This is a genomic window from Serratia sp. 2880STDY5682894, assembly GCF_001537385.1.
GTDB classification, from domain to species: Bacteria; Pseudomonadota; Gammaproteobacteria; order Enterobacterales; family Enterobacteriaceae; genus Serratia; species Serratia nevei.
On the sequence record NZ_FCJA01000001.1, the window covers coordinates 222991 to 244339 of the forward strand.

General features: G+C 63.4%; 14 protein-coding genes. 7 read left to right on the forward strand and 7 right to left on the reverse strand.

The window, feature by feature from the left end; genetic code table 11:
- Window positions 1–70: 70 nt before the first annotated feature.
- Window positions 71–418: an antibiotic biosynthesis monooxygenase family protein gene (locus tag AWX27_RS00945; protein ID WP_060418847.1), complete on the reverse strand. Its 348-nt coding sequence runs from the start codon at window positions 416–418 to the stop codon at window positions 71–73.
- Window positions 419–932: 514 nt separating this feature from the next.
- On the opposite strand from AWX27_RS00945, the gene AWX27_RS00950 reads away from it, so the two are divergent.
- Complete coding sequence (locus AWX27_RS00950) at window positions 933–1553, forward strand: helix-turn-helix transcriptional regulator (RefSeq protein ID WP_060418849.1); 621 nt, start codon at window positions 933–935, stop codon at window positions 1551–1553.
- Window positions 1554–1603: 50 nt separating this feature from the next.
- Here AWX27_RS00950 and AWX27_RS00955 read toward each other — a convergent pair whose 3' ends face one another.
- Window positions 1604–3793, reverse strand: a complete 2190-nt coding sequence (locus AWX27_RS00955) for a TonB-dependent siderophore receptor (RefSeq protein WP_060418850.1) — start codon at window positions 3791–3793, stop codon at window positions 1604–1606.
- A 201-nt stretch (window positions 3794–3994) separates the two neighbouring features.
- Between AWX27_RS00955 and fes the strand changes: the two genes are divergently transcribed.
- The 4 genes from fes to entS are packed head-to-tail and all read left to right on the forward strand — an operon-like array spanning window position 3995 to window position 15463.
- Window positions 3995–5302: an enterochelin esterase gene (fes, locus tag AWX27_RS00960; RefSeq protein WP_230200962.1), complete on the forward strand. Its 1308-nt coding sequence runs from the start codon at window positions 3995–3997 to the stop codon at window positions 5300–5302.
- Between the two features lie 30 nt (window positions 5303–5332).
- Entirely contained in the window at window positions 5333–5557 is a 225-nt protein-coding gene (locus tag AWX27_RS00965) for an MbtH family protein (protein WP_060419694.1), read from the forward strand.
- A 51-nt stretch (window positions 5558–5608) separates the two neighbouring features.
- On the forward strand, window positions 5609–14119 hold the full coding sequence (locus AWX27_RS00970; RefSeq protein ID WP_060418854.1) for a non-ribosomal peptide synthetase: 8511 nt from the start codon (window positions 5609–5611) through the stop codon (window positions 14117–14119).
- Between the two features lie 60 nt (window positions 14120–14179).
- Complete coding sequence (gene entS, locus AWX27_RS00975) at window positions 14180–15463, forward strand: enterobactin transporter EntS (protein ID WP_060418855.1); 1284 nt, start codon at window positions 14180–14182, stop codon at window positions 15461–15463.
- Window positions 15464–15467: 4 nt separating this feature from the next.
- Here entS and AWX27_RS00980 read toward each other — a convergent pair whose 3' ends face one another.
- Window positions 15468–15827, reverse strand: a complete 360-nt coding sequence (locus tag AWX27_RS00980; RefSeq protein WP_025302868.1) for a winged helix-turn-helix transcriptional regulator — start codon at window positions 15825–15827, stop codon at window positions 15468–15470.
- A 104-nt stretch (window positions 15828–15931) separates the two neighbouring features.
- Between AWX27_RS00980 and AWX27_RS00985 the strand changes: the two genes are divergently transcribed.
- Window positions 15932–16486 (forward strand): NAD(P)H-dependent oxidoreductase, encoded by a 555-nt coding sequence (locus AWX27_RS00985; RefSeq protein ID WP_060418857.1) that lies wholly within the window; start codon window positions 15932–15934, stop codon window positions 16484–16486.
- A 37-nt stretch (window positions 16487–16523) separates the two neighbouring features.
- On the opposite strand, the gene AWX27_RS00990 is transcribed toward AWX27_RS00985, so the two are convergent.
- Window positions 16524–17300, reverse strand: coding sequence for an NAD(P)H-dependent oxidoreductase (locus AWX27_RS00990; RefSeq protein ID WP_060418859.1), 777 nt, complete (start codon window positions 17298–17300; stop codon window positions 16524–16526).
- An 84-nt stretch (window positions 17301–17384) separates the two neighbouring features.
- Here AWX27_RS00990 and AWX27_RS00995 point away from each other — a divergent pair, with 84 nt between their 5' ends.
- Window positions 17385–18278, forward strand: a complete 894-nt coding sequence (locus AWX27_RS00995; protein ID WP_060418861.1) for a LysR family transcriptional regulator — start codon at window positions 17385–17387, stop codon at window positions 18276–18278.
- 13 nt (window positions 18279–18291) lie between these two features.
- Here AWX27_RS00995 and AWX27_RS01000 read toward each other — a convergent pair whose 3' ends face one another.
- The 3 genes from AWX27_RS01000 to AWX27_RS01005 form a co-directional block, all read right to left on the reverse strand.
- Complete coding sequence (locus AWX27_RS01000) at window positions 18292–18771, reverse strand: GNAT family N-acetyltransferase (RefSeq protein WP_060418863.1); 480 nt, start codon at window positions 18769–18771, stop codon at window positions 18292–18294.
- Window positions 18772–18881: 110 nt separating this feature from the next.
- Window positions 18882–19043 carry a hypothetical protein gene (locus AWX27_RS25215; protein ID WP_019455371.1) on the reverse strand — a complete coding sequence of 54 codons (162 nt, stop codon included), beginning with the start codon at window positions 19041–19043 and terminating at the stop codon, window positions 18882–18884.
- A 141-nt stretch (window positions 19044–19184) separates the two neighbouring features.
- Window positions 19185–21251 (reverse strand): TonB-dependent copper receptor, encoded by a 2067-nt coding sequence (locus AWX27_RS01005; protein ID WP_060418865.1) that lies wholly within the window; start codon window positions 21249–21251, stop codon window positions 19185–19187.
- Between the last annotated feature and the right edge of the window lie 98 nt (window positions 21252–21349).

The window sequence follows — 21349 nt, forward strand, 5'->3', positions numbered from 1 at the left end:
CACCCGTTCAGGTTTTGCCAATCAGCGTTAAAGAAGACCGCGCCGCCGTGGCGTGGTCATCCGGCACGCATTACGCGCCGGTATGCTGATAGCGTTTTAATTCCACCGGCTCAGCGCCGATACTCGCCAGATATTCTTTGACGGACGCCGGCGCGGAAGCCCGCGTAAATTGGTAGATGTTTTCATCCGCATCCAACAGCGTCTCCCATTTTACAATGTTCACCCAGCGAGGTTCATTGTCTACGCTGATGCCTGAGTCACGCGAAATGAACCCGTTCTGGTTTGAGATAAATTCCTCTTCTACACGCTTGTCCAATACGGCAAACGCTTCAGGGCTGAGTGAGGCCGGCAGTTTAAAACTTGAAACTTCAATAATGTAGCCGTTGGCGGAACAGTCCGCCCTGGATTCATGGTTCATAGTAAAAGTCCTTTAAATTAAATTGCTTATACAACTCAAATTAAGCTGCATCCTTATTGCAGTACTGCAAGTTAAATTTATTCTCGATGCCAGAAGGAAATAGTTAGGAATAGTCCGAATTAGCTTTTTTATTTATGCAAAAGCTGATGATTTTAATGGGATTTTTCTTGGATAAAGGAGTCCGCTAATCAATTCGCGATCGGCATGAAGTGAATAATTCAATAAAGGGGGTGTGGATTAATGTCATTGGCAAAGGTGCGGCTTTTAAATAACAAAACGGCATGTGAATAAAGTGACTTTAAATATTTCCCTTTCCTCTTTCGCCTGGCGGGAGGTATTTTTCCGACGACCGGCAATGGCCAATTCTGATCCCGGGTGTGAACACTAAGGGCGTTTGCAGCGCCGCCGTCGGCGCAGGGGGCGCAAACGCCATCCGCTCGGCAAGCGGCGGCAACTGCGGTATGCTAAGCGGCTGAACAGCAAACCAAACCGGGCTATACGGAGACACCCCAGCGTGCCGAACTCTTCTTCTCAACTCGAACTTTTGCGCTCGGTCGCCGACGGCATCGCGGCGCTGTTTTTCCCGAATGCGGAAGTGGTGATCCACGATCTGGCCACCAACAAGATTGCTTATCTGGCGAACAACCTGTCGAAGCGCAAACCGGGTGACGACGCCGGGCTGGACGACTTCGAGCTCGCTGGCGGCGCCGGCGTGACCGGCCCCTATGAGAAGCTGAACTGGGACGGCAAAAAGATGCGCTCGGTGAGCATCGCCGCGCGCGACGAGCAGGGCAAGCCCAGCTATCTGCTGTGCATCAACCTGAGCACCGCGATGTTCGAGGACGCCCGCAACGCGCTGGACATGTTCCTGTCGGTCACCCGGCTGCAGCCGCAGCCGCAAGCGCTGTTCAAAGATGACTGGCAGGAGAAGATCAACACCTTCCTACACGACTGGCTGCGGCGCGAAAACGCCGCGCTCGGTGCGCTGAGCCGCGAACAGAAACGGCGGCTGGTCAGCGATCTCTATCATCAGGGGGCGTTCAAGGCCAAAAGCGCCGCCGACTACATCGCCAACGTGCTGTCGATGGGGCGCGCCACGGTGTACAAGCATTTGCGAGAGCTGAAACAGGAGTAAAGGCGGCGGGAAAGGCGGAAGAAATGGGCGGCGCTGGCCGCCCATTTTTGTTACCAGCGGTAGTTGACCGAAGCGATGATGCTGCGGCCGCTGCCGTAGAAGCAGGCGTACTCGCCGCTGCAGGATGAAACGTATTTCTTGTCCGTCAGGTTCTGTACGTTGAGCTGAAGCGCTGCACCGCGCAGCGCCGACGAGGCCTGGCCGAGGTCATATTTCACCATGGCGTCGTACAGCGTGTAGTGCGGCACATCGTACTGGCCGATGGCGTCGGCCGGTGCATCGCCGATGTAACGCACGCCGCTGCCGACGGTCAGGCCGTTCAGCGCGCCGCTCAGGAAGCTGTAGCTGCCCCAGGCGGACACCGCGTGGCGCGGGATGCCCGCCGGGCTGTGGCCGATTTCGTCCGCCGAGTTGGAGTCTTTGGTCACCACGTCGGTGTAGGTATAGGCGGCGGTCAGCTTGATCTCCGGCGTCGGCTGAGCGTGCACTTCCGCCTCAATCCCTTTGGATTTCACCTCGCCGATCTGCTCGTAGGCGGAGGTGAGGCGGTTATAGGACGCCACATTGCGCTGGGTAATGTCGAACCAGGAGAGGGTCAGCAGGGTGTTGCCGCCCGGGATCTGGTACTTCACGCCCACCTCGGTTTGTTTGCCGGTGGTCGGCTTGAGCGGATCGGCGCCCGGCGCGCTTGGGTACAGGTTAGGATCGAACGAGGTGCTGTAGCTGACATACGGTGAAATACCGTTGTCGAAGGCGTAAAGCAGGCCCGCGCGGCCGGTAAACTGGGCATCGTTGTAGGTCTGCTCTTTACCGCCGCTGGTGCGATCGCGAGTGTTGACCTGCGACCAGTCCTGACGGCCGGACAGCAGCAGGTTCCAGTTATTCCACTCCAGCTGGTCCTGCAGATACACCCCGACCTGATTCAGCGTCTTCAAGTCGCTGGAAGCCAGCGCCAGCGTGCTGCCATCGATGCTGGGGCGAACCGGGTTGGCCCAGTCGATCGGGTAGTCGTTGCCGCGATCGCGATACATCTTCGAATCGATATGGCTGTAGCGGTAATCCAGCCCGCCCAGCACCGTGTGCTTCACCTCGCCGGTGTCGAACAACCCCTTAAGCTGGTTATCCACGCCAAACTCGTTGGTCATCTGCGTTTCATGCTGCGCCATGCGGGTGACGGTGTGGTCGTTGACCTTCGAGTTTACGTTATAAACCAGATATTTATAGTCTTCATCGCGGTGGGTGAAGCGCAGGTTCTGGGTGAACGACAGCGCATCGCTGAAGTTATGCTCGAGGCTGTAGCCGATCGACGCCTGCTCGCGCCGCGACTTGTTGAAGCTGGGTTCGCTGATGTTGAAGTCGTAGGGCACATAGCCCGCGCTGGTCGGGAACAGCGTGCCGGCGCGCGGCAGGAAGTTGCGCGATCCGGCTTTCGGATCGTTCTGGTAGCTGGTCAGCAGCGTAAAGCTGGTGTCTTCGTTCGGCAGCCAGGTGAAGGCCGGCGCGATGGCCACCCGTTGCTGCTTGCTGTCTTTGACAAACTCATGTTCGGTTCTGGCGATGCCGTTCAGGCGGTAGAACAGGGTATTGTCGTCGTTGAGCTTGCCGCCGAAATCGAACGCCGTTTCCGCCAGATGGCGGTTGCCGGTGCTGAATTTGACTTCGTGAATGCTTTGGGCGGTGGGGCGCTTGCTGGTCATCACCACCACGCCGCCGGGGCTGACCTGGCCGTACAGCACGCCGGCCGGGCCGTGCACCATCTCCACGCGCTCCAGCAGCCAGGGATCGATCTGCCCGGCGCCGCCGTTTTGGCTCGAAAGGCCAAAGTGCAGGCCGTCGAGCAGCTTGGGCGCATAGCGGAAGCCGCGGCTGATCACTTCGTCATTGCGGTTGGAGTTGCCGCGGTAGGTGGTGATTACCCCGCTGGTGTAGTTCAGCGCGTCGGCGACCGACGCCGGCTCCTGGTCGTTCATCTGCTCGCGCGTGACCACTGAGATGGACTGCGGCGTTTTACGCAGAGAGGCGGCGGTCTTGGTGCCGGCGGCGCTCTCTTTGGCGACGATCCCCTTGACCGGGGCGGTCACGCTGTTTTGCGCGTCGGCGGTCACCAGAATCGTCTCGTCCGCGGCGGCGGACGCGTGTGGCGCGAAGGGCAGTAAGGCCAGCGCCGATCCCAGCAATAGACGCTTGGCGGACATCGCCTCTGCGTTCGCGTTTTCTATCCCTTTGTTTTTAATCTTCATTATCTCTCCTGCATACCTGCTTTCGTGTGTCATGCCACCCTGATAAACCCCGAAATGCCGACAAGCGTTCTTCACCCGTCGACGCGGAAACGCCGTGTGTGCACGACGGTAAAAATCCGACAAATAGTATTGAAAATGATAATGAGTATCAATACGATTGTCAGGTTTTGTAAAAATCACTCATGTTATGTAAGGGGCGCTATGGAGTTTTTGCCGGAAAAGAGGCCAGAAAACGGTCATGAGGGATTGGCGGCGCAATGGCTGCGTGAAGAGGCGGCAGGGCAGCCCGCGTGGTGGCAGAAGGTCGCCTCACACGGCACGCCCATCGTCGAGCCGCACGATGACCGCCACGTCAAAATGACCTGGCTGTGGCGCGATCCCGCCGGCGATGAACGGCACTCGCCGATATGCCGCGTTTACGCCGATATCAACGGCATTACCGATCATCACAGCACGTCCCCCAGCAGCCTGACCAGGCTCCCCGGCACCGACGTTTGGTACGGCGCCGCCGTTATCGATCGGCGCTGGCGCGGCAGCTACAGCCTGATCCCCATCACAGAGCGAGATCTTCCCCCCGTCTTCAGCGGCGACGAAGCGTTGCGCGATCGCCAGCAGCGCGCCTGGTGGGTATCGCTGTTCCCGCTGGCGACCGCCGATCCGCTGAATCGCCTTTCGCTGGGGCCTTCGCATCGCCCGCGCCCGGTTTCCCTGGCGCAAGGGCCGGATGCCGACGACCAAAGCGCCTGGCAGGCCGTCGATCGGCCATTGGATGAGGCGCGGCTACAGCTTTTTCAGTGGCGCAGCGAACGTCTGGATAACCAGCGGCGCGTTTGGCTGTATGCCAGCGGCGACGCGGCGGTGAAAGCGAACCGCCCGTTGGTGCTATTGCTCGATGGCCAAAACTGGATCGAAAGGCACGCGCTGTTGCCGGTGATCGAGCACGAAACCGCAAAAGGGCGGCTGCCGCCCGCGTGCTGGCTGCTGATCGATGCGATCGACGGTGAACACCGGGAAAACGAGCTGCCCTGCAACGCCGCCTTCTGGCAGGCAATCATCGAAGAGCTGCTGCCGCAGGCGCAGAAGCGCGAAGCGTTCAGTGAGGAAGGGGCGCGCACCGTCGTCGCCGGCCAAAGCTACGGCGGGCTGGCGGCGTTATATGCCGGTGTGCACTGGCCGGAACGCTTCGGCCGCGTGCTGAGCCAGTCCGGCTCCTTCTGGTGGCCCACGGTGCAATTCGTTACCCAGTTCGAAAAACGCCACGAACTGGAGGAAGGCTGGCTGATACGCCAGGTTCGGCAACGCGACGCGGCGGCGCCCACGCTCACCGTGATTCAGCAAGCCGGCGATCGGGAGGCGGACATCGAATTCGTTAATCGCCAGATGCACCAGGCGCTGACGGCGGCGGGGCACCGCGCCGAATACCGCGTATTTTCCGGCGGGCACGATGCGCTCTGCTGGCGCGGCGGCCTGGTGGACGGCGTGCGCCAGCTGCTTTCCGCGATGGAATAACCCACACATTTTGACAGACAGGTAATGCAAATGACTCAGGAACAACAAAACCCGTTCGATGACGAAAGCCTCCGTTTCACCGTTTTGGTCAACGCGCAGCAGCAGTATTCGCTGTGGCCGCAGTTTGCCGAGACGCCGCAGGGGTGGCGCGTGCTGATGGGGCCGGCGTCGCGCGGCGAATGCATCGACTACATCGAAACGCACTGGCAGGACATGCGGCCGGCGGCGCTGAAAGCGGCGGATGCGGCGCGTTAAGCGCCAGGCAGCCACATCGATACATTCCGTTTGAGGAAAAGGACAGACACCATGTCAGAAACGCTTTCTTTGCCGGATACTCAGGTCGAGTATCGGGAGTATCCGCTGGTTGCAGCACAACCGGGGATCTGGATCGCCGACCAAATCGCGCTGCGCCGCAACGGCTTCGCCGTGGCGCACTACACCGAACTGCACGGCGCTATCGATCGTTCGGCGCTGGAGCGCGCCATCCGTCAAGGGCTGGCCGAAGCGGATACGGTTCAGGCGCGATTCTTTGAGGCGCAGGACGGCCAGCCGGTGCAGCGTTTGCCGCTGATAGCCGACCCCGCACGCGTGCAGGCGCCGGAGTGGCTCGATTTCAGCGCACGCCCGGACGCCGAACAGGCGGCGCTGGCGCTGATGAACGACGATCTGGCGCAGGATCTGCCGGCAGACGGCGAGCGGCCGCTTTATCGCCATGTGGTGATCCGCGTCAGCGCCGATCGCTGGTTCTGGTACCAGCGCTTTCATCATCTGACCCTGGACGGCTTCAGCTTCGAAGCCATCACCCGCCGGATCGCCGATCTCTACCGCGCGCTGCGCCACGGGCTGGCGCCGGCGGCCTCGCCGTTTACCCCGTTCGGCAAGGTGGTGGAAGAGTTTCAGCAATGGCAAACGTCGCCCGCACGTGAGCGGGCGGCCGAATTCTGGCGCCAGCATCTGCGCGATTTGCCGTCGCCGCTGTCGTTATCGACGGAAAACCGGGAGGTTGAACCGGGCGCCCGGCCGCTCAAACAGGCGCTGGTGCTGCCTGAATCGCTGTTTGACGAAGCGCGGCGCGATGATGCGCTGCAGTCGCTGCAACCGGCCGATATCGTCACGGCGGCGCTGGCGATGTATCTGGCGCGCATGAGCGGCGAAACCCGCTTCTCAATCGGTTTTCCTTTCATGCGCCGGATGGGGTCGCAGGCGCTGGCGGCGGTCGGCCCGGTGGTCAACGTGCTGCCGCTGCTGCTGAACGTGACGCCGGATCTGTCGCTGGCGGACGTCTGCCAGGCCACCGTGGCGGAGATCAAGCAGGCGCGTCGCCATCAACGCTATGAGGCGGAGCAGATCAAACGCGATCTCGGCCTGGTCGGCGGCCATCAGGAACTGTATGGCCCGGTGGTCAACGTCAAGGTTTACCACGGCGCCTTGTCGTTCGACGGTCAGGCGGCCGTCACCCATACGCTGGCGATGGGGCCGGTCGACGATCTGGAGTTTGAGATCGGTTTTCGAAGCGGCGTGCTGACGCTGTCTTTGGTCGCCAACCCGGCCAAATACTCGCCGCGCACCTTGCATCATCACGCGGAGCGCATCGGCCATTGGCTGCAGCAGCTGGCGCGGCAGCCGCATCAGCCGCACGGTCAACTGGCGTTGATCGGCGAAGGGGAACTCAGACAACTCGCGGCCTGGGGGCGCGGCGCAGAGCTGGCGCCGCCGGCGGGCATGGTCTCGATCATGGATGCGTTCCAACGCCAGGTTGAGCGCCAGCCCGAGGCGTTGGCGGTGGCCTGCGGCGACGTGCGCCTCAGCTACCGGCAGCTCTCCGAACGGGTGATGCAGCTGGGGCGAGTGCTGATCGAAAGCGGCATCGGCGCCGAAGACGTGGTTGCCATCGGCATTCCGCGCTCGGTGGACACGCTGGTCGCGCTGTTCGGCGTGTTGGCCAGCGGCGCAGCCTATATGCCGCTCGATCTGGACTATCCGCGTGAACGTTTGGCGCTGATGTGCGACGACGCGCGGCCGGTGATGTTGCTGACCCACCGCGCCACGCGGGCCAACATGCCGGATCTGCCGCAGGTATTGTGCCTGGACGACGCCCCGTGCCTGGCGCGCTGCGCGGCCGCCGAGAGCACGCCGATAACGGATGCAGAGCGGCGCGTGCCGCTGAGCGAGGCGCATCTCGCCTATATGATTTACACCTCCGGCTCGACCGGCAAACCCAAGGGCGTCATGTCCACCCACCGCGGGCTGCTGAACCTGTTCCTGTCGCATCAGGCCTCTCTGTTCGGCCCGGCGATCGAAAAATTCCAGGCTCGCCACGCGCGCCGCTTGCGCGCCGGCCATACCGCCTCGTTTTCTTTCGACTCCTCCTGGGAACCGCTGTTCTGCATGATGATGGGCAGCGAACTGGTTATCTTCGATGAGGAGCTGCGCCGCGACCCCTGGGCGCTGCTGGAACAAACCCAACAGACGCCGATCGATCTGCTGGACATCACGCCGTCGTTCTTCTCGCAACTGGTGGACTGCGGCCTGCTGAAGGGGCAGTTTCCGCTGCCGTCGTTCGTGATGATCGGCGGCGAGGCGGCGACGCCGACGCTGTGGAACCTGATGCAGCAGCATCCGGAGGTGGAGATCCACAACTATTACGGCCCGTCCGAATACACCGTCGATACCCTCGGCGCGCCGGTGACGGCCGCAGACCAGCCGGTAATCGGCCGTCCCCTCGCCAATACCTCAGTTTGGCTGCTCGACAGCCGCCTGCAGCCGGTGCCGATCGGCGCGGCGGGCGAGCTGTACATTTCCGGCAAAGGCATCGCGCGCGGTTACCTGCGGCGCCCGGATCTGACGGCGGCGCGCTTTGTCGCCAACCCGTTCGCCGAAGGCGAGGTGATGTACCGCAGCGGCGATCTGATGCGCTGGAGCGCGGAGGGCCAGCTGGTGTTCATTGGCCGGACCGATCACCAAATCAAGGTGCGCGGCTTCCGCGTCGAGCTGGGGGAGGTGGAAAGCGCCTTGGCCGCCTTGCCGGACGTGGGGCGTGCGGTGGTGATCGCCGAGCCGATCGGCGCCACCTATCGCCTGATCGGCTACTGCTCGGTGCAGGATGACGCGCGCCGCGCCTCGCCGGCGCTGCAAAACGAGCTGCTGGGGCAGCTGGCGCAGCGTCTGCCGGATTATATGGTGCCGGCGATCCTGGTGGTGATGCCGGAGCTGCCGCTCAACGTCAACGGCAAGATTGACCGCCAGGCGCTACCCAAACCGCAGGAGACGCTGGCGCAAAGCATTCGCGAACCGGCCACCGAGCAGGAAAGGCTGATTTGCCGCGCGATGGCCCACCTGTTGGGGATGGAGCGCGTCGGCGCCGACGACGATTTCTTTGCGCTCGGCGGCGACAGCATCTCGGCGATGGGGTTGGGCACCGCCCTGCGGCGCAACGGTTATCTGCTGCGGCCGCGCGAGATCTTCGCGCTGCACACCCCCGCGCGCATGGCGCAGGCGATGCAGCCGCTGGCCGTAGACTCTCAGGCCGCACGCAGCGTGCAGCAAGGCCCGATCGACGGGCTGCCGATCCTGCACTGGTTCGCCGAGACGGGCGATATGCATCGCCGCTTCGCGCACGGCGTTTTCCTGCGCGTGCCTGCCGAGCTGCAACCGGAACAGCTGCGTGATGCGTTGGACCAGCTGCGCGCGGCGCACCCGGCGCTGGGCGCCAGGATCCGCGATGGCCGGTTGGTGGTTGAAGAAGCCGCTACCGCTGAGCTCATGCAGGTTCAGACCGTATCCGGCGAACTGGAGCCGGCGGCGGAACAGGCTTTCGACGCCGCACTCGAGCATCTCGATCCGGCGGCCGGCGCCATGATGCAGGCGATCCTGTTGCAGCGCGACGGGCAGAGCCTGGGGCTGGTGCTGGCGATCCACCACCTGGTGGTCGACGGCGTTTCCTGGCGCATCCTGCTCGAGGAGCTGCGGCAAGTGGCCGACAGCGCCATGCAGGGGCGGCCGATCACGCTGCCGCCGGAAGAAACCTCGCTCTATGAGTGGTCCGCGCGTTTACGCGCCGACGTGGAACGCCGGGAAGCCGAGCTGCCGTTCTGGCGGCAAATGCTGGCGGACGGCGTGCCGCGTTTGGGCCGGCGCGCGCTGGAACCGCAGACCGATCGCATCGCCTCGGTGAGCGAGCGGCGCACGCTGCTCGACAGCCGGTTGACCGCCGCGCTGCTCGGCACATTGCCGCAGGATTATCGCGCCCAGGTTGAAGAGATCATGCTGTGCGCACTGGCTCAGGCATGCCGCCGCCGTTTCCAGGCCGCTTCGCTGCGTTTCTCTCTGGAGTCGCACGGCCGCGCCGAACTGGATGACGGCCTCGATCTGGCCCGCACCGTGGGCTGGTTGACGGCGGAGTATCCGCTGCGCATCGAACTGCATGACGCCGAGCACAATGAGGCCGTGCGCGCGGTGAAACGGGCGACGCGAGCGGTGGCCGATCGCGGCGTCGGTTACGGCCAGCTGCGTTATCTGCATCCGCAGCGTGACGATCTGGCGGCGCTGGCGCAGCGCAACGCCCCGGAGATTTTATTCAACTACCTCGGGCGCTTCAGCCAGGATGAGGGGCACTGGACGCCGCAGCGCAGCCAAAACCGCTTCCGCGACGCCTTCGCCGTGGCGCAGGATGCGCAGCAGGCGCCGTCTTACGGGCTGGAAGTGAACATCTTTGTCGAGGAACGGCGCGACGGCGCCTGCCTGGCGATCAACTGGAGCTGGCTGGAGGGAGTTTTCAGCGAGAGCGACATTGCGCAGCTGCACAGCGGCATCGAGCAAGCGGTGCGTTCACTGTGCGAATTTGCCGAACGGCATCCCGAACGCGCGGCGGCGACGTTGGTGGCGGCCGAGATCGCCCAGCCGGGCGCCGATGATGAGGCGGTGCGCGCCTGGGAGCGGGAGTGCGGGCCGTTAGCCGCGGCGCTGCCGCTGTTGCCGCTGCAACACGGCCTGCTGTTCCATGCGCAGACGGCGCAGCAGGGCGGCAGCTATAACTCGCTGACGCGCCTGAGCCTCTGCGGCGAACTGGACGCGCATCAACTCCAGCAGGCGCTGGATGCGGTGATCCGCCGCCATCCGCAATTGGCCGCCCGATTTAACCGCGAGGGCGAGCCGCTGCAGCTGATACCGCAGCAAAGCCATTGGCCGCTGGACAACCACGCGCTGCCGCCGCTGACGGAAGAACAAGAAGCGCAGGCACTGCACCGGCTGGAGCAGCAGGAACTGCAGCGCGATCTTTTCAACCAGCCGGGCGCGATGCTGCACGCGCTGTGGGTCAAACACGGCGATAGCGAACGCTACACGCTGTTCCTTAACGCGCACCACCTGATCGTCGACGGCTGGTCGACGCCGGTGGTGCTCAACGATCTGATGCTGGCCCTGCGTGAAGGCGAGCAGGCGTTGCCGCCGCTGCGTTCGAACTATGCCGATATCGTGCGCCGCCTGACCGCGCGGGATGCCGAAGCCTCGCGCCGCCTGTGGCGCGAGACGCTGCAGGACGTGCGCCCGACGTTGCTGTTCGGTGAAACGCAGGACGAACGCGTGCATGAGCTGGAAATGACGCTGCCGCCGGCCGAGGAAAGACGCTTGCTGACCCTGTGCCGCGAACGCGGGTTGACGCTCAATACCGTAATGCAGGGCATTTGGGCATTGCAGCTGGCCAGCTGTTGCGGCCAGCAGGACGTGGTGTTCGGCTCGCCGGTTTCCGGCCGTTTTGGTCAGATAGAAGGGATCGAGGAACACGTCGGCCTGTTCAGCAACACGCTGCCGGTGCGGGTTCGTCTGCAGCACGACCGTCCGTTGACGGAACAGCTAATCGACCTGCAGCACCGGCAGATTGAACTGCTGGAGCACGACGATTTGGGGTTAGGGGAAATTCAGCACCTGGCCGGGGCGGGCACGCTGTTCGATACGCTGTTGGTGGTGGAGAACTACCCGGACAACGACGCTCTGCTGGGCGGCGCCGGATCGCTGCGCTGCGACGCCATCCGCAACAAAGGCTATACCCACTATCCGCTGACGCTGCTGGTGCTGCCGGGCGAACGTCTGCGCCTGCTGATGGAGTACCGCGCCTCGGTGCCGCAGCCTGAGCGCTTCGCCGCGCGGCTGATGGCGCTGCTGCAACAGTGGATCGCCCAGCCGGATCTGCCGCTGCCGCGCTGGCAGTTGCAAACCCCACAGGAGCAGGCGCTGATCGCGGCGATCAACCGCACCGGGCAGGCGGTGGCGGACACCACCTTGCATCAGGCGATCGCCGATCAAGCGCGGCGCACGCCGGAACGCATCGCGCTGCAGGATGCCGGGCACAGCCTCAGCTACCGTGACATGCAGCGCCAGGCCGCGCTGCTGGCCGAGCGGCTGACGGCGGCCGGCATTCAGCCGGGGGATATCGTCGCGGTGGCGTTGCCGCGCTCCGTGCGTCTCAGCCTGGCGCTGACGGCGATTGTGCAGACCGGCGCCGCCTGGTTGCCGCTGGACACCGGCTACCCGGACGAGCGGCTGGCCTACATGGTGGAGGACGCCAAGCCGCGGCTGATTATCACCGAAAGCGCGTTGGATGCCCGCTTCGCCGCGCTGGCGCCGACGCTGCTGTTCGATGCGCTGGACGAGAGCGGGCGCGAACCGGCGCCGCGCCAACCGGCGGGGAACGGCGATTATCCCGCCTACGTGCTGTATACCTCCGGCTCTACCGGGCGGCCGAAAGGCGTGGTGGTGAACCACCGGGCGATCGTCAACCGCCTGTTCTGGATGCAGCACGAGTATGCGCTCGATGCGCAGGACGTGGTATTACAGAAAACGCCGTGCAGCTTCGACGTTTCCGTCTGGGAATTCTTCTGGCCGCTGATGGTCGGCGCACGCCTGGTGATGGCGCCGCCGGAGGCGCACCGCGATCCGCAGGCGCTGACGACATTGATCGACGACTATGGCGTGACCACGCTGCATTTCGTTCCGTCCATGTTGGCTATCTGGGTGGAGGCGCTGAACGAACGGGCGCCACAGCGCGCCGCCGCCAGCCTGAAACGCGTGTTCTGCAGCGGTGAGGCGCTGTCGTGTGAACTGGCTTCCCGTTATCAGGCGTTGGTTACCGCGCCGCTGCACAACCTGTACGGCCCGACGGAGGCGGCGGTCGATGTCACCTACCAACCGGCGTCCGGCGCGGCATTGGCGGCGGTAAACGGCGCCGGCGTGCCGATCGGCAAACCGGTCTGGAACACCCAGCTGAGCATTCTTGACGCCATGCTGCGGCCGGTGCCCGTCGGCTGCGCCGGCGATCTTTACCTGCGCGGCATTCAGCTGGCCGATGGCTATCTGCATCGGCCGGGGCTGACGGCGCAGCGGTTTGTCGCCGATCCCGCCGGCAATGGCGCGCGCATGTATCGCACCGGCGATATCGCCCGCTGGCTGGAAGACGGCAGCGTCGAGTATTTGGGACGCAGCGACGATCAGCTGAAGATCCGCGGCCAGCGAATCGAGCTGGGCGAAATCGAGCAGGCGCTGCTGGCGCAGCCGGGGGTAGCGCAAGCGGCGGTGCACGCCATCGAGCTGGGCGAGGGCGCAACAGGGCTGGGCGGCGCCGATATGCGCCAGCTGGTCGCCTGGCTGATCGCCCAACCGGGCGTGACGCTGGATACCGCCGAGCTGCATCAGGCGCTGGAGCAGCGTTTGCCGGCGCACATGATGCCGGTCAGCTATGTCATGACCGACCGCTTCCCGCTCAGCGCCAGCGGCAAGCTGGATCGCAAGGCGTTGCCACGGCCGCAGCTGGCCCTGCAAGCCGGGCGTGCGCCGCAGGGCGACAGCGAACGCCTGCTGGCGGCGCTGTTCGTGGAACTGTTGGGGCGCGAGACGGTGTATGCCGACGACGACTTCTTCGCGCTGGGCGGCCATTCGCTGCTGGCGATGCGTCTGGCGGCGGAGTTGCGTCGCCGCGTGCCTCGGCCATTGAGCGTCGGGCAGATCATGTTCGCCCGCAGCCTGGAGAAGATGGCGCACCTGCTCGATGACGCGCAGGCGGCCAACTCGGCCGAGAGCCGCGGCGTCGGCGAATGCCTGCAGCTGCGGGCCGGCCAAGGCCCGGCGCTGTTCTGCCTGCATCCCGCTTCCGGTTTCGCCTGGCAGTACTCGGGGCTGAGCCGTTATCTGCCGGGGAGCTACCCCATCATCGGGCTGCAGTCGCCAAGACCGGATGGCGCCATCGCCACCTGCGAGGATATCGAGCAGATGGTCGATCGTCATCTCGCTAATCTGCGCCGCCTGCAGCCACAGGGGCCTTACTACCTGCTGGGCTATTCGCTCGGCGGCACGCTGGCGCATTCGATGGCCGCGCGCCTGCAGCAGCAGGGCGAAGAGGTGGCGTTCCTTGGGATGCTGGATACCTATCCGCCGGAAGGCCAGGATTGGACCGGCCCCAGCGAGGAGGAGGCGCAGAAAGAGGTGGCGCAGGAGCAGGCCGAGTTTATGGCGGAAGATCATGGCGATCCGGCGCTGATGGCGGAGAAGGCGGCGATGTTCGACAGTATCGTCGCCAACTACCGCGACGCGGTGCGCATTCTGTCCCAGGCGCGCAGCCGGCGTTTCCACGGCACGGCAACGCTGTTTGTCGCCGACCAGACGCTGCCGCCGGAGATGGATATCGACGCCGTGTGGGCGCCGTATCTGGATGGGCTGATCTGTCATCACCAGCGCTGCGAACACGCGGACATTCTGTCGCCGGCTTCGCTGGAGACGCTCGGCCCACTATTGCACCAGCTGCTGACGCGGCAATACGGGTTGGTATAACGCAACCGGGCCGGGGGGCGTGCGTCCCGGCCCGTACTAAAACATGATATGCAGGACACTATGGCCAGACCTTCTTTTTTTCTTGATTTCAGCTTGCTGAGAAGCAATGCGCATTTCCGCGCGATTTTCTGCGCCCGCATGCTGTCGGTGTTTTCCCTCGGCATGTTGGCGGTGGGGGTGCCGATCCAGATCCAGGCGATGACCGGCTCCACGTTGCAGGTGGGCGTGGCGGTGGCGCTGGACGGGGTGGGCATGTTTATCGGCCTGATGCTGGGCGGCGTGCTCGCCGATCGCTACGATCGCCGCAAGCTGATCCTGTTTGCGCGCGGCACCTGCGGGCTGGGCTTTGTCGCCCTGAGTCTGAACGCCTTCGCCCCGGCGCCGTCGCTGTGGGCGCTTTACCTGCTGGCGGCCTGGGACGGGTTCTTCGGCGCGCTGGGCATGACGGCGCTAATGGCGGTGATCCCGCTGCTGGTCGGGCGTGAAAACCTGGCGGCGGCGGGGGCCTTGAGTATGGTAACGGTGCGCATCGGCGCGATCCTGGCGCCGGCGCTGGGCGGGATCATCATCGTGTTCGGCGGCGTGGGGCTGGCGTTCGCCGTGGCCGCCGCCGGGACGCTGGGCACCCTGATCCCGCTGGTGCGCCTGCCGACGCTGTTGCCGCAGCAGCAGGAGCCGGAACACCCGCTGCGCGCGCTCGCCAGCGGCTTCCAGTTTGTCTGGCGCAATAAGGTGGTGGGGTCGGTGGTGCTGCTGGGAATGCTGATGAGCATCGTCGGCGCCGTCAGGGTGCTGTTCCCGGCGTTGGCGCAGGGCGCTTACCACGTCGGTGCGTCCTCTATTGGCCTGATGTATTCCGCGGTGCCGCTCGGCGCGATGCTGGGCGCGCTGACCAGCGGCTGGGTGGGGCGATACGCTCGTCCCGGCGTGCTGATCCTGGTCGCCGCCATCGTCGCATTTACCGCTATCGCTTCGCTGGGGCTGTTCAACCACCTGGCGCCGGCGCTGCTGGCGCTGGTGTGCTACGGCTACGCCAACGCCATCGCCTCGCTCCTGCAATTCATGCTGATCCAGAGCAACACGCCGGATCATCTGCTGGGGCGGGTGAACAGCCTCGGCACCGCGCAGGACGTAACCGGCGATTCGATCGGCGCGCTGGGACTCGGCGTACTGGGCAGGGTGTTTACTCCATTGATGAGCGTGCTGTCGTTTGGCGCATTCGCCGCCGTGCTCGGCGTGCTGGTGGCCTTCAGCGTGCGCACGCTGCGCCAGTGCCGGCCGGCGGACGCGTTGGTCGAGCACGATGAGCCCGCTGCGGCAACCTCAGCGGCGGCAGACAACTAACCCGTCACGGCACCGGCTGTTCCGGCCGGTGCTGCTCCCCCCAGTTGCACATCATGTCGATCACCGGGATCAGCGAACGCCCGCGCTCGGACAGACTGTACTCCACCTTGGGCGGGATCTGCGGATACTCCTTTCTCACCACCAGGCGATCTTTTTCCAGCTCTTTGAGCGTCGAACTCAGCGTTTTGTACGAAATGGTGCCGATGCAGCGCTGCAGCTCGTTGAACCGCAATACCGGCTTATACAACGCCAGCCAGTAGAGAATAATCATTTTATATTTGCCGTTGATCACCGACAGCGTATAGCCATAGCCGGTGTCTTCGAGGCTGATGCCCGTTGGGCTGCAGTGGGATTCGGCGGTCATTAGGTACTTTATCCAGGGTAAGTATGTGTCGTGAGTGTGCGTATTTTACATTGTTCCAGCATAACCTATGATGCGCCGGTAGACACCTGACTGGAGAAATCGATATGAAAACCTTGGTGGTGGTGACCCATCCCGATATGGCGAGCTCGGTGGTCAATAAACGCTGGCTGGAGGAGCTGCGGCGCTATCCGGAGCGGTATACCGTGCACGAACTGCATCAGGCCTATCCGGATTGGCAGATCGACGTCGCCCAAGAGCAGCGGCTGATTGAAGCCCATGACAACATCGTACTGCAGTTCCCGATTTTCTGGTTCAGCAGCCCGCCGTTGCTGAAAAAATGGCTGGACGACGTGCTCACCTACGGCTGGGCCTACGGTTCCCGCAGCGGCTACAAGATGCAAAACAAGAAGCTGGCGTTGGCGGTCACGGCGGGGGTGCGTGCAGAGGATTACGCGCGCGACGGGCGCTATCGTTATTCGCTGGAGGAAATCTTCCGGCCGTTTGAAGTCACCGCCGGCTACGTGCGGGCCGACTATGCCTCGTTCTTCGCCTTTTACGGCAAGGAGGCCGCGTCGGACGGGACGGTGGAACCGCTGCAATCCCACGAGTTGGATCGCAGCGCGCAAGGCTACCAGGCATTTCTCGCTGCCCTGAATTAACGCCGCGCCCCGGATGCGCCAGAGCGTGCGCATCCGGCTACTCGATGTGAACGCCGAAACCGTCTTGCCCCGGCGCGAGATGCGCTTTCAGCGTCAGCTGCGGGATCAGATAGTCACCGGCGTTCTGCCGCCGAAAGCGGATTGGCTCGGCGTTCCACAGATTATCCAGCCGCTGCCCGAGCTGTTCGCACAGGGCGGCAAAGCGTGCCTCATCGGTTTTGCCGGCGCGGTAGGTGACGAACGGCGGCAGCACCTCGAAGCCTGGGTAGTGCAGCATGCCGTGCTGGATCGGGAACAGGATATCGTCGATCGGCCCGTTGATGCCGCGCGGGGCGTAATGAGACTCCCAGCCGCCGGCGGTGACGATCAGCATCGCCCGTTTGCCCGCCAGCGTCCCCTCGCCGTAACGGTTACCCCAATGGGTGTCGGAATGCTCACCCACGCCGTAAGCAAAACCATAGGCATAGACACGCTCGAACCAGCCTTTCAGAATCGCCGGCATCGAGAACCACCACAGCGGAAACTGCAGCAGCACCGCATCCGCCCAGCGCAATTTTTGCTGCTCCCGTTCGATATCGGCGCTCTGCATGCCGTTGGCGAACGCGCGCTGCGAATCCAGCGAAGGATCGAAACGAGCCGTTGCCGGGCCTTCCAGACTGTCGTCAGCGTCGAGCGCCGCTTTCCACTTCATGGCGTACAGGTCGGACACCTGTACCTGATGGCCGGCCTGCGTCAGGCGTTCAACGGCGAAATTTTTCAGTGAGCCGGTCAGCGACAGCGGCTCCGGGTGGGCGTAAACAATCAGCACATTCATAACAGCTCTCCTTGGTGTGAGAGCTGCAGGTTAGGGCGTTAGTCGGTATATTAGAAATGAATTACCGTTATCCCAGGTATAACTATGAATAATTTAAGGCGGCTGGATCTCAACCTGCTGGTGACGCTCGACGCGCTGCTGGCGGAGCACAACGTCACGCGCGCGGCACAGCGGCTCAATTTCTCCCAGCCGGCGGTCAGCGTGCATCTCGCCAAACTGCGGGCGATCTTTGACGATCCGCTGCTGTTGCCCGGCCCGCGCGGCATGCGTCCGACCGCCAGAGCGGAACAGCTGCGGGAACCGTTACGTCAGGCATTGGCGGCGCTCGAGTTGGCGGTGACGCCGGCGACGCCGTTCGATCCCGCCGTGGCGACCGATACCTGGCGCGTGGCTGCCTTTGACTACGGCGAATCCACCATCGTGCTGCCGGCGCTGAACGGTTTACGCACGGCGGCGCCCGGCACCCGGCTGGCGGTGTTGGAGATCGCCCCAGCGCGCCTCGCCAAACGGGCGGAGCAAGGGGAAATCGACCTGGCGTTTCATACCCGAGAAGGTGCGCCATCCGGCCTGCGGCAGCGCACGCTGTTTAGCGAACGCTATGTGCTGGTGGGCCGGGTCGGCCACCCCAAGCTGCATGCCAGGCTGACGCCGGCGCAATTTTGCCAATTGGAGCAGGTGATGGTCTCGCCGGACGGCGGCGGGTTCTATGGTATGACCGACAGGGCGTTGGCGGACGTGGGGCTGACGCGGCGGGTGGTGCTTTCCGTGCCACATTTTCTGTTCGTTATCTCGGTGCTGACGCAGTCCGATTTGGTGGCGATGCTGCCGGAGCGGCTGGTGCGCAACCAGCCTTTATTACAACGGCTCGAGCCGCCGCTGGCGGTGCCGGGCTTTGAAATGACCATGCTGTGGCACGAACGATCGCACCGGGATCCCGCTCACCGGTGGCTGCGCGAACATATCGTGCGTTCAGTGTGAGCGGGTTGGCGGGTTAAAGGGAGAAGCGTTTTTTGATTCTGTCGATCGGCGTGCCATCGCTGAGCGGCACCTGCGGTAAACGGTCGTAATCGCGAAAGCCCATTTTGTGATAGTAGGCGAGGCCACCGACGTTATCCGCCCGAATGGTGGCGTTGATGTGCTTGAAACCGTGCGACTTCGCCGCCGCTAAAGTGGCAGGGAACAACGCACTGCCGACGCCGCGCACCTTCGGCGACAGGCGGGAAAAGGTGGCAATATCTGCGGTATCGGGCGGCAGGGCATCATCTGAGCTCAGCGACTGGAAGCCCACCAACAGCCCATCCACCTCCGCGACCTGGCAGCTCAGCGCATTGCTGCCGCTGATGAACCATTCGCTGAATTCGGCGGGGGTGAGGGGCGTTTCTATCGCCGTCGTGCCGCCGGCGCCGATCACGTCATTCAATAACTGCGTCAGGGCTTCAGCGTCTTGCGGGGTTACCGTTCTGATCTTCATTGCGTTGCTATCTCCTATGATGAATCGGCTGGAACCATCGAAAGAAGATAGACGCAGACGTCCGATAATGAAATATCGGAACGTGCCGGACCAAAAGACAGTGAAGGGAATTACATGAACAGGAAGCGGTCGGCCAGCGGAACCCCACGTTCGAGGCGCGGCGGCAACGCGTCGTCACGATCGTCAGGCTGAGCAGCCTGCGGCGCGACGTCTTCGGCTTTTTCAATCATCAGCTCGCCGAGCAGGGCCAGAAAACGAGTGAGCTTTTGCATATTCCCTCCGGATCCTTGATTACATTGAGAGTGATACTAATCGCCGCTCAACCGAATGGGAAAAACTTAAAACTCATATCCTAAGAACCGGATCGCATATCGCCTGACCGGGCGACGGTTGCCCATCGCCCGGTGTACGGTTTAGAAGGTGACGTTAACCTTGGCCCACAGGGTGCGGCCCGGCTCATTCACCGCGCTGTTGGCCGAATACCCGAAGGCGCTGTTGCCCGCCAGGTTGAGGTGTTCGCTGTAGGTCTTGTTCAGGATGTTATCCAGACCGGCGCTCAGCTTGACGTTTTTATTCACCTTGTAGGCGGCGTTGGCGGAAAGCACGCCGAAGCCGGCGCTTTCGGCAAAGTCTTTGCCTACCACGTTGCCTTCGTTGATCGCCACGCGGTGTTGGCTGCTGACCAAACGCCACAGGCCGGTGCCGCTCCAGTCGCCGTACTCATAGGTGAGCCCCAGACGCGCCTCCAGCGGCGGGATCTGCGGCAGCGGCCGGCCGTCGCTGGTGTTTTTGCCCCAGGAGTAGGCCAGGCTGGCGTCGGTTTTCCAGTGCTCGCTCAGCTGGTAACCCATGCCCATTTCGCCGCCCATGATGTTGGCGTTGACGTTATCGGCCTGGCTGAGACGCGCGTTGTGCGGATCGTATTTGAACAGGATGAAGTCATCGACGCGGCCCACGTAAGCGGAAACCCAGCCGTTGAAGCGTTTGCCGTTGTACTGCGCGCCGATGTCGAGCTGCGTGGTTTTTTCGCTCTTGACGCTGGAGAACGGATCCTTGCTGCCGTTCGGGCCGAGCTTCGGCGAGAACAGCTCCCAATAATCCGGGAAGCGCTCGGTATAACCGACGCCGGCATACAGCATCAGCGGCAGGTCGGCCAACGTATGCTCAAGACGCATAAAGCCGCTCGGCAGGGTATCCGAACGCTCCCCGTCGCTGCCGCTGCGGAAATTCTCCACCAGGGTGCGGTCAAGACGCGCGCCGCCGATCAGTTTATCCTGTTCGCTGGTGGACCAGGTCAGTTCACTGAAGGCGCCGTAGCTGTTGAACTGGGCGTCTTTTTCCCAGCTGCCGCGGCTCATGCTGCGATGGGTGTTGGTTTGGGTGTCCAGGCCGCTTTCAAGCTTCACGTCCTGCCACTGCCAGGTGCCCATCACGCGGCCGCCGACGGTGCGGCGATCGAGCTGCATCGTCATGCCGGAGGACATCATGTGCCCGCCGTGGCCGCCCATGCTCATACCGCCATGGCCCCCGTGGCCACCCATGCCGCCGCTGCCCGGCGAGCGCAGGGTGACGTTGTCCATCACGTGGTTGGCGTAGTTGTAGTAGACCTGCGCTTCCAGCTTATCCAGCACCTCGCCGATGTTGGATTTTTCCACCCGCATGCCCAGGCTTTCGCGCTTGAACTGCGAACCGTCCATGCTGCGGCCGGCATAGCGCGCTTCGCCGTTGCCGCGGCCCATGGTCACTTCCAGCAGCGTGTCGTTGTCCGGCGTCCAGCCGAGCGCCAGATCGCCATTCCACTTGTCCCAGCGTGACGGCACGCGCGTACTCGTTCCGTCCTGATAGTCGTTGGAGCGGGATTTGTTGGCCATCACCCGCAGGTAGCCTTGTTCGGCACCGAGGCTGGCGTCGATATTCTCGTCCCAGCGGCCGTTGGAGCCGGTCAGTACGCTGGCGCTGCCCTTGATGCCCGGTTTGTCGAAGCGAGGGCGTTCACGCTCGAAACGCACCGTGCCCGCCGACGATCCCGGCCCCCACAGCACCGTCTGCGGCCCCTTGGTGATGGTCAACAGATCGAAGCTTTCCGGCGAGATGTAAGAGGTCGGCGCATCCATCCGCGCTGGGCAGGCGCCCAGCATTTCCGAACCGTCGGTGAGGATCTTCAACCGCGAACCGAACATGCCGCGGAACACCGGATCGCCGTTGGTGCCGCCGTTGCGGATCTGCGAAAAGCCGGGGATGGTTTTCAGGTAGTCCGAACCGTCGCTGGCCGGCACCGGCTGGCGCGGGGTTTTCGGCGAGGTGACGATGGTCAACGGGGAGTAGAGCGGCGCGGTGACGGTGATCACGTCGCCATCATTAACCTGTGCGTCGGTAGGGTGCTGATGCGCCTGCGCCGCGTGGCCGGCCAGCAGGAACAGCGGCATGGCGGTGGTGATGGCGCGGGTAACGGCGTTCTTTTTATAAGTCGGTTTAAACATCATCTTTCCTTAAGCTAACTCTTTTCCGTTCTTGGCCGTGGGATTATTCAGGCGTGGGGCGGCCTGGCGAAAATCACCATCGGAAAATACGGGGGTTA

Bases quoted from the DNA above. Each gene is read 5' to 3' on its own strand.
- AWX27_RS00945 (WP_060418847.1), bottom strand. From the start codon at position 418: ATGAACCATGAATCCAGGGCGGACTGTTCCGCCAACGGCTACATTATT.
- AWX27_RS00955 (WP_060418850.1), bottom strand. From the start codon at position 3,793: ATGAAGATTAAAAACAAAGGGATAGAAAACGCGAACGCAGAGGCGATG.
- fes (WP_230200962.1), top strand. From the start codon at position 3,995: ATGGAGTTTTTGCCGGAAAAGAGGCCAGAAAACGGTCATGAGGGATTG.
- AWX27_RS00965 (WP_060419694.1), top strand. From the start codon at position 5,333: ATGACTCAGGAACAACAAAACCCGTTCGATGACGAAAGCCTCCGTTTC.
- AWX27_RS00970 (WP_060418854.1), top strand. From the start codon at position 5,609: ATGTCAGAAACGCTTTCTTTGCCGGATACTCAGGTCGAGTATCGGGAG.
- entS (WP_060418855.1), top strand. From the start codon at position 14,180: ATGGCCAGACCTTCTTTTTTTCTTGATTTCAGCTTGCTGAGAAGCAAT.
- AWX27_RS00980 (WP_025302868.1), bottom strand. From the start codon at position 15,827: ATGACCGCCGAATCCCACTGCAGCCCAACGGGCATCAGCCTCGAAGAC.
- AWX27_RS00985 (WP_060418857.1), top strand. From the start codon at position 15,932: ATGAAAACCTTGGTGGTGGTGACCCATCCCGATATGGCGAGCTCGGTG.
- AWX27_RS00990 (WP_060418859.1), bottom strand. From the start codon at position 17,300: ATGAATGTGCTGATTGTTTACGCCCACCCGGAGCCGCTGTCGCTGACC.
- AWX27_RS00995 (WP_060418861.1), top strand. From the start codon at position 17,385: ATGAATAATTTAAGGCGGCTGGATCTCAACCTGCTGGTGACGCTCGAC.
- AWX27_RS01000 (WP_060418863.1), bottom strand. From the start codon at position 18,771: ATGAAGATCAGAACGGTAACCCCGCAAGACGCTGAAGCCCTGACGCAG.
- AWX27_RS25215 (WP_019455371.1), bottom strand. From the start codon at position 19,043: ATGCAAAAGCTCACTCGTTTTCTGGCCCTGCTCGGCGAGCTGATGATT.
- AWX27_RS01005 (WP_060418865.1), bottom strand. From the start codon at position 21,251: ATGTTTAAACCGACTTATAAAAAGAACGCCGTTACCCGCGCCATCACC.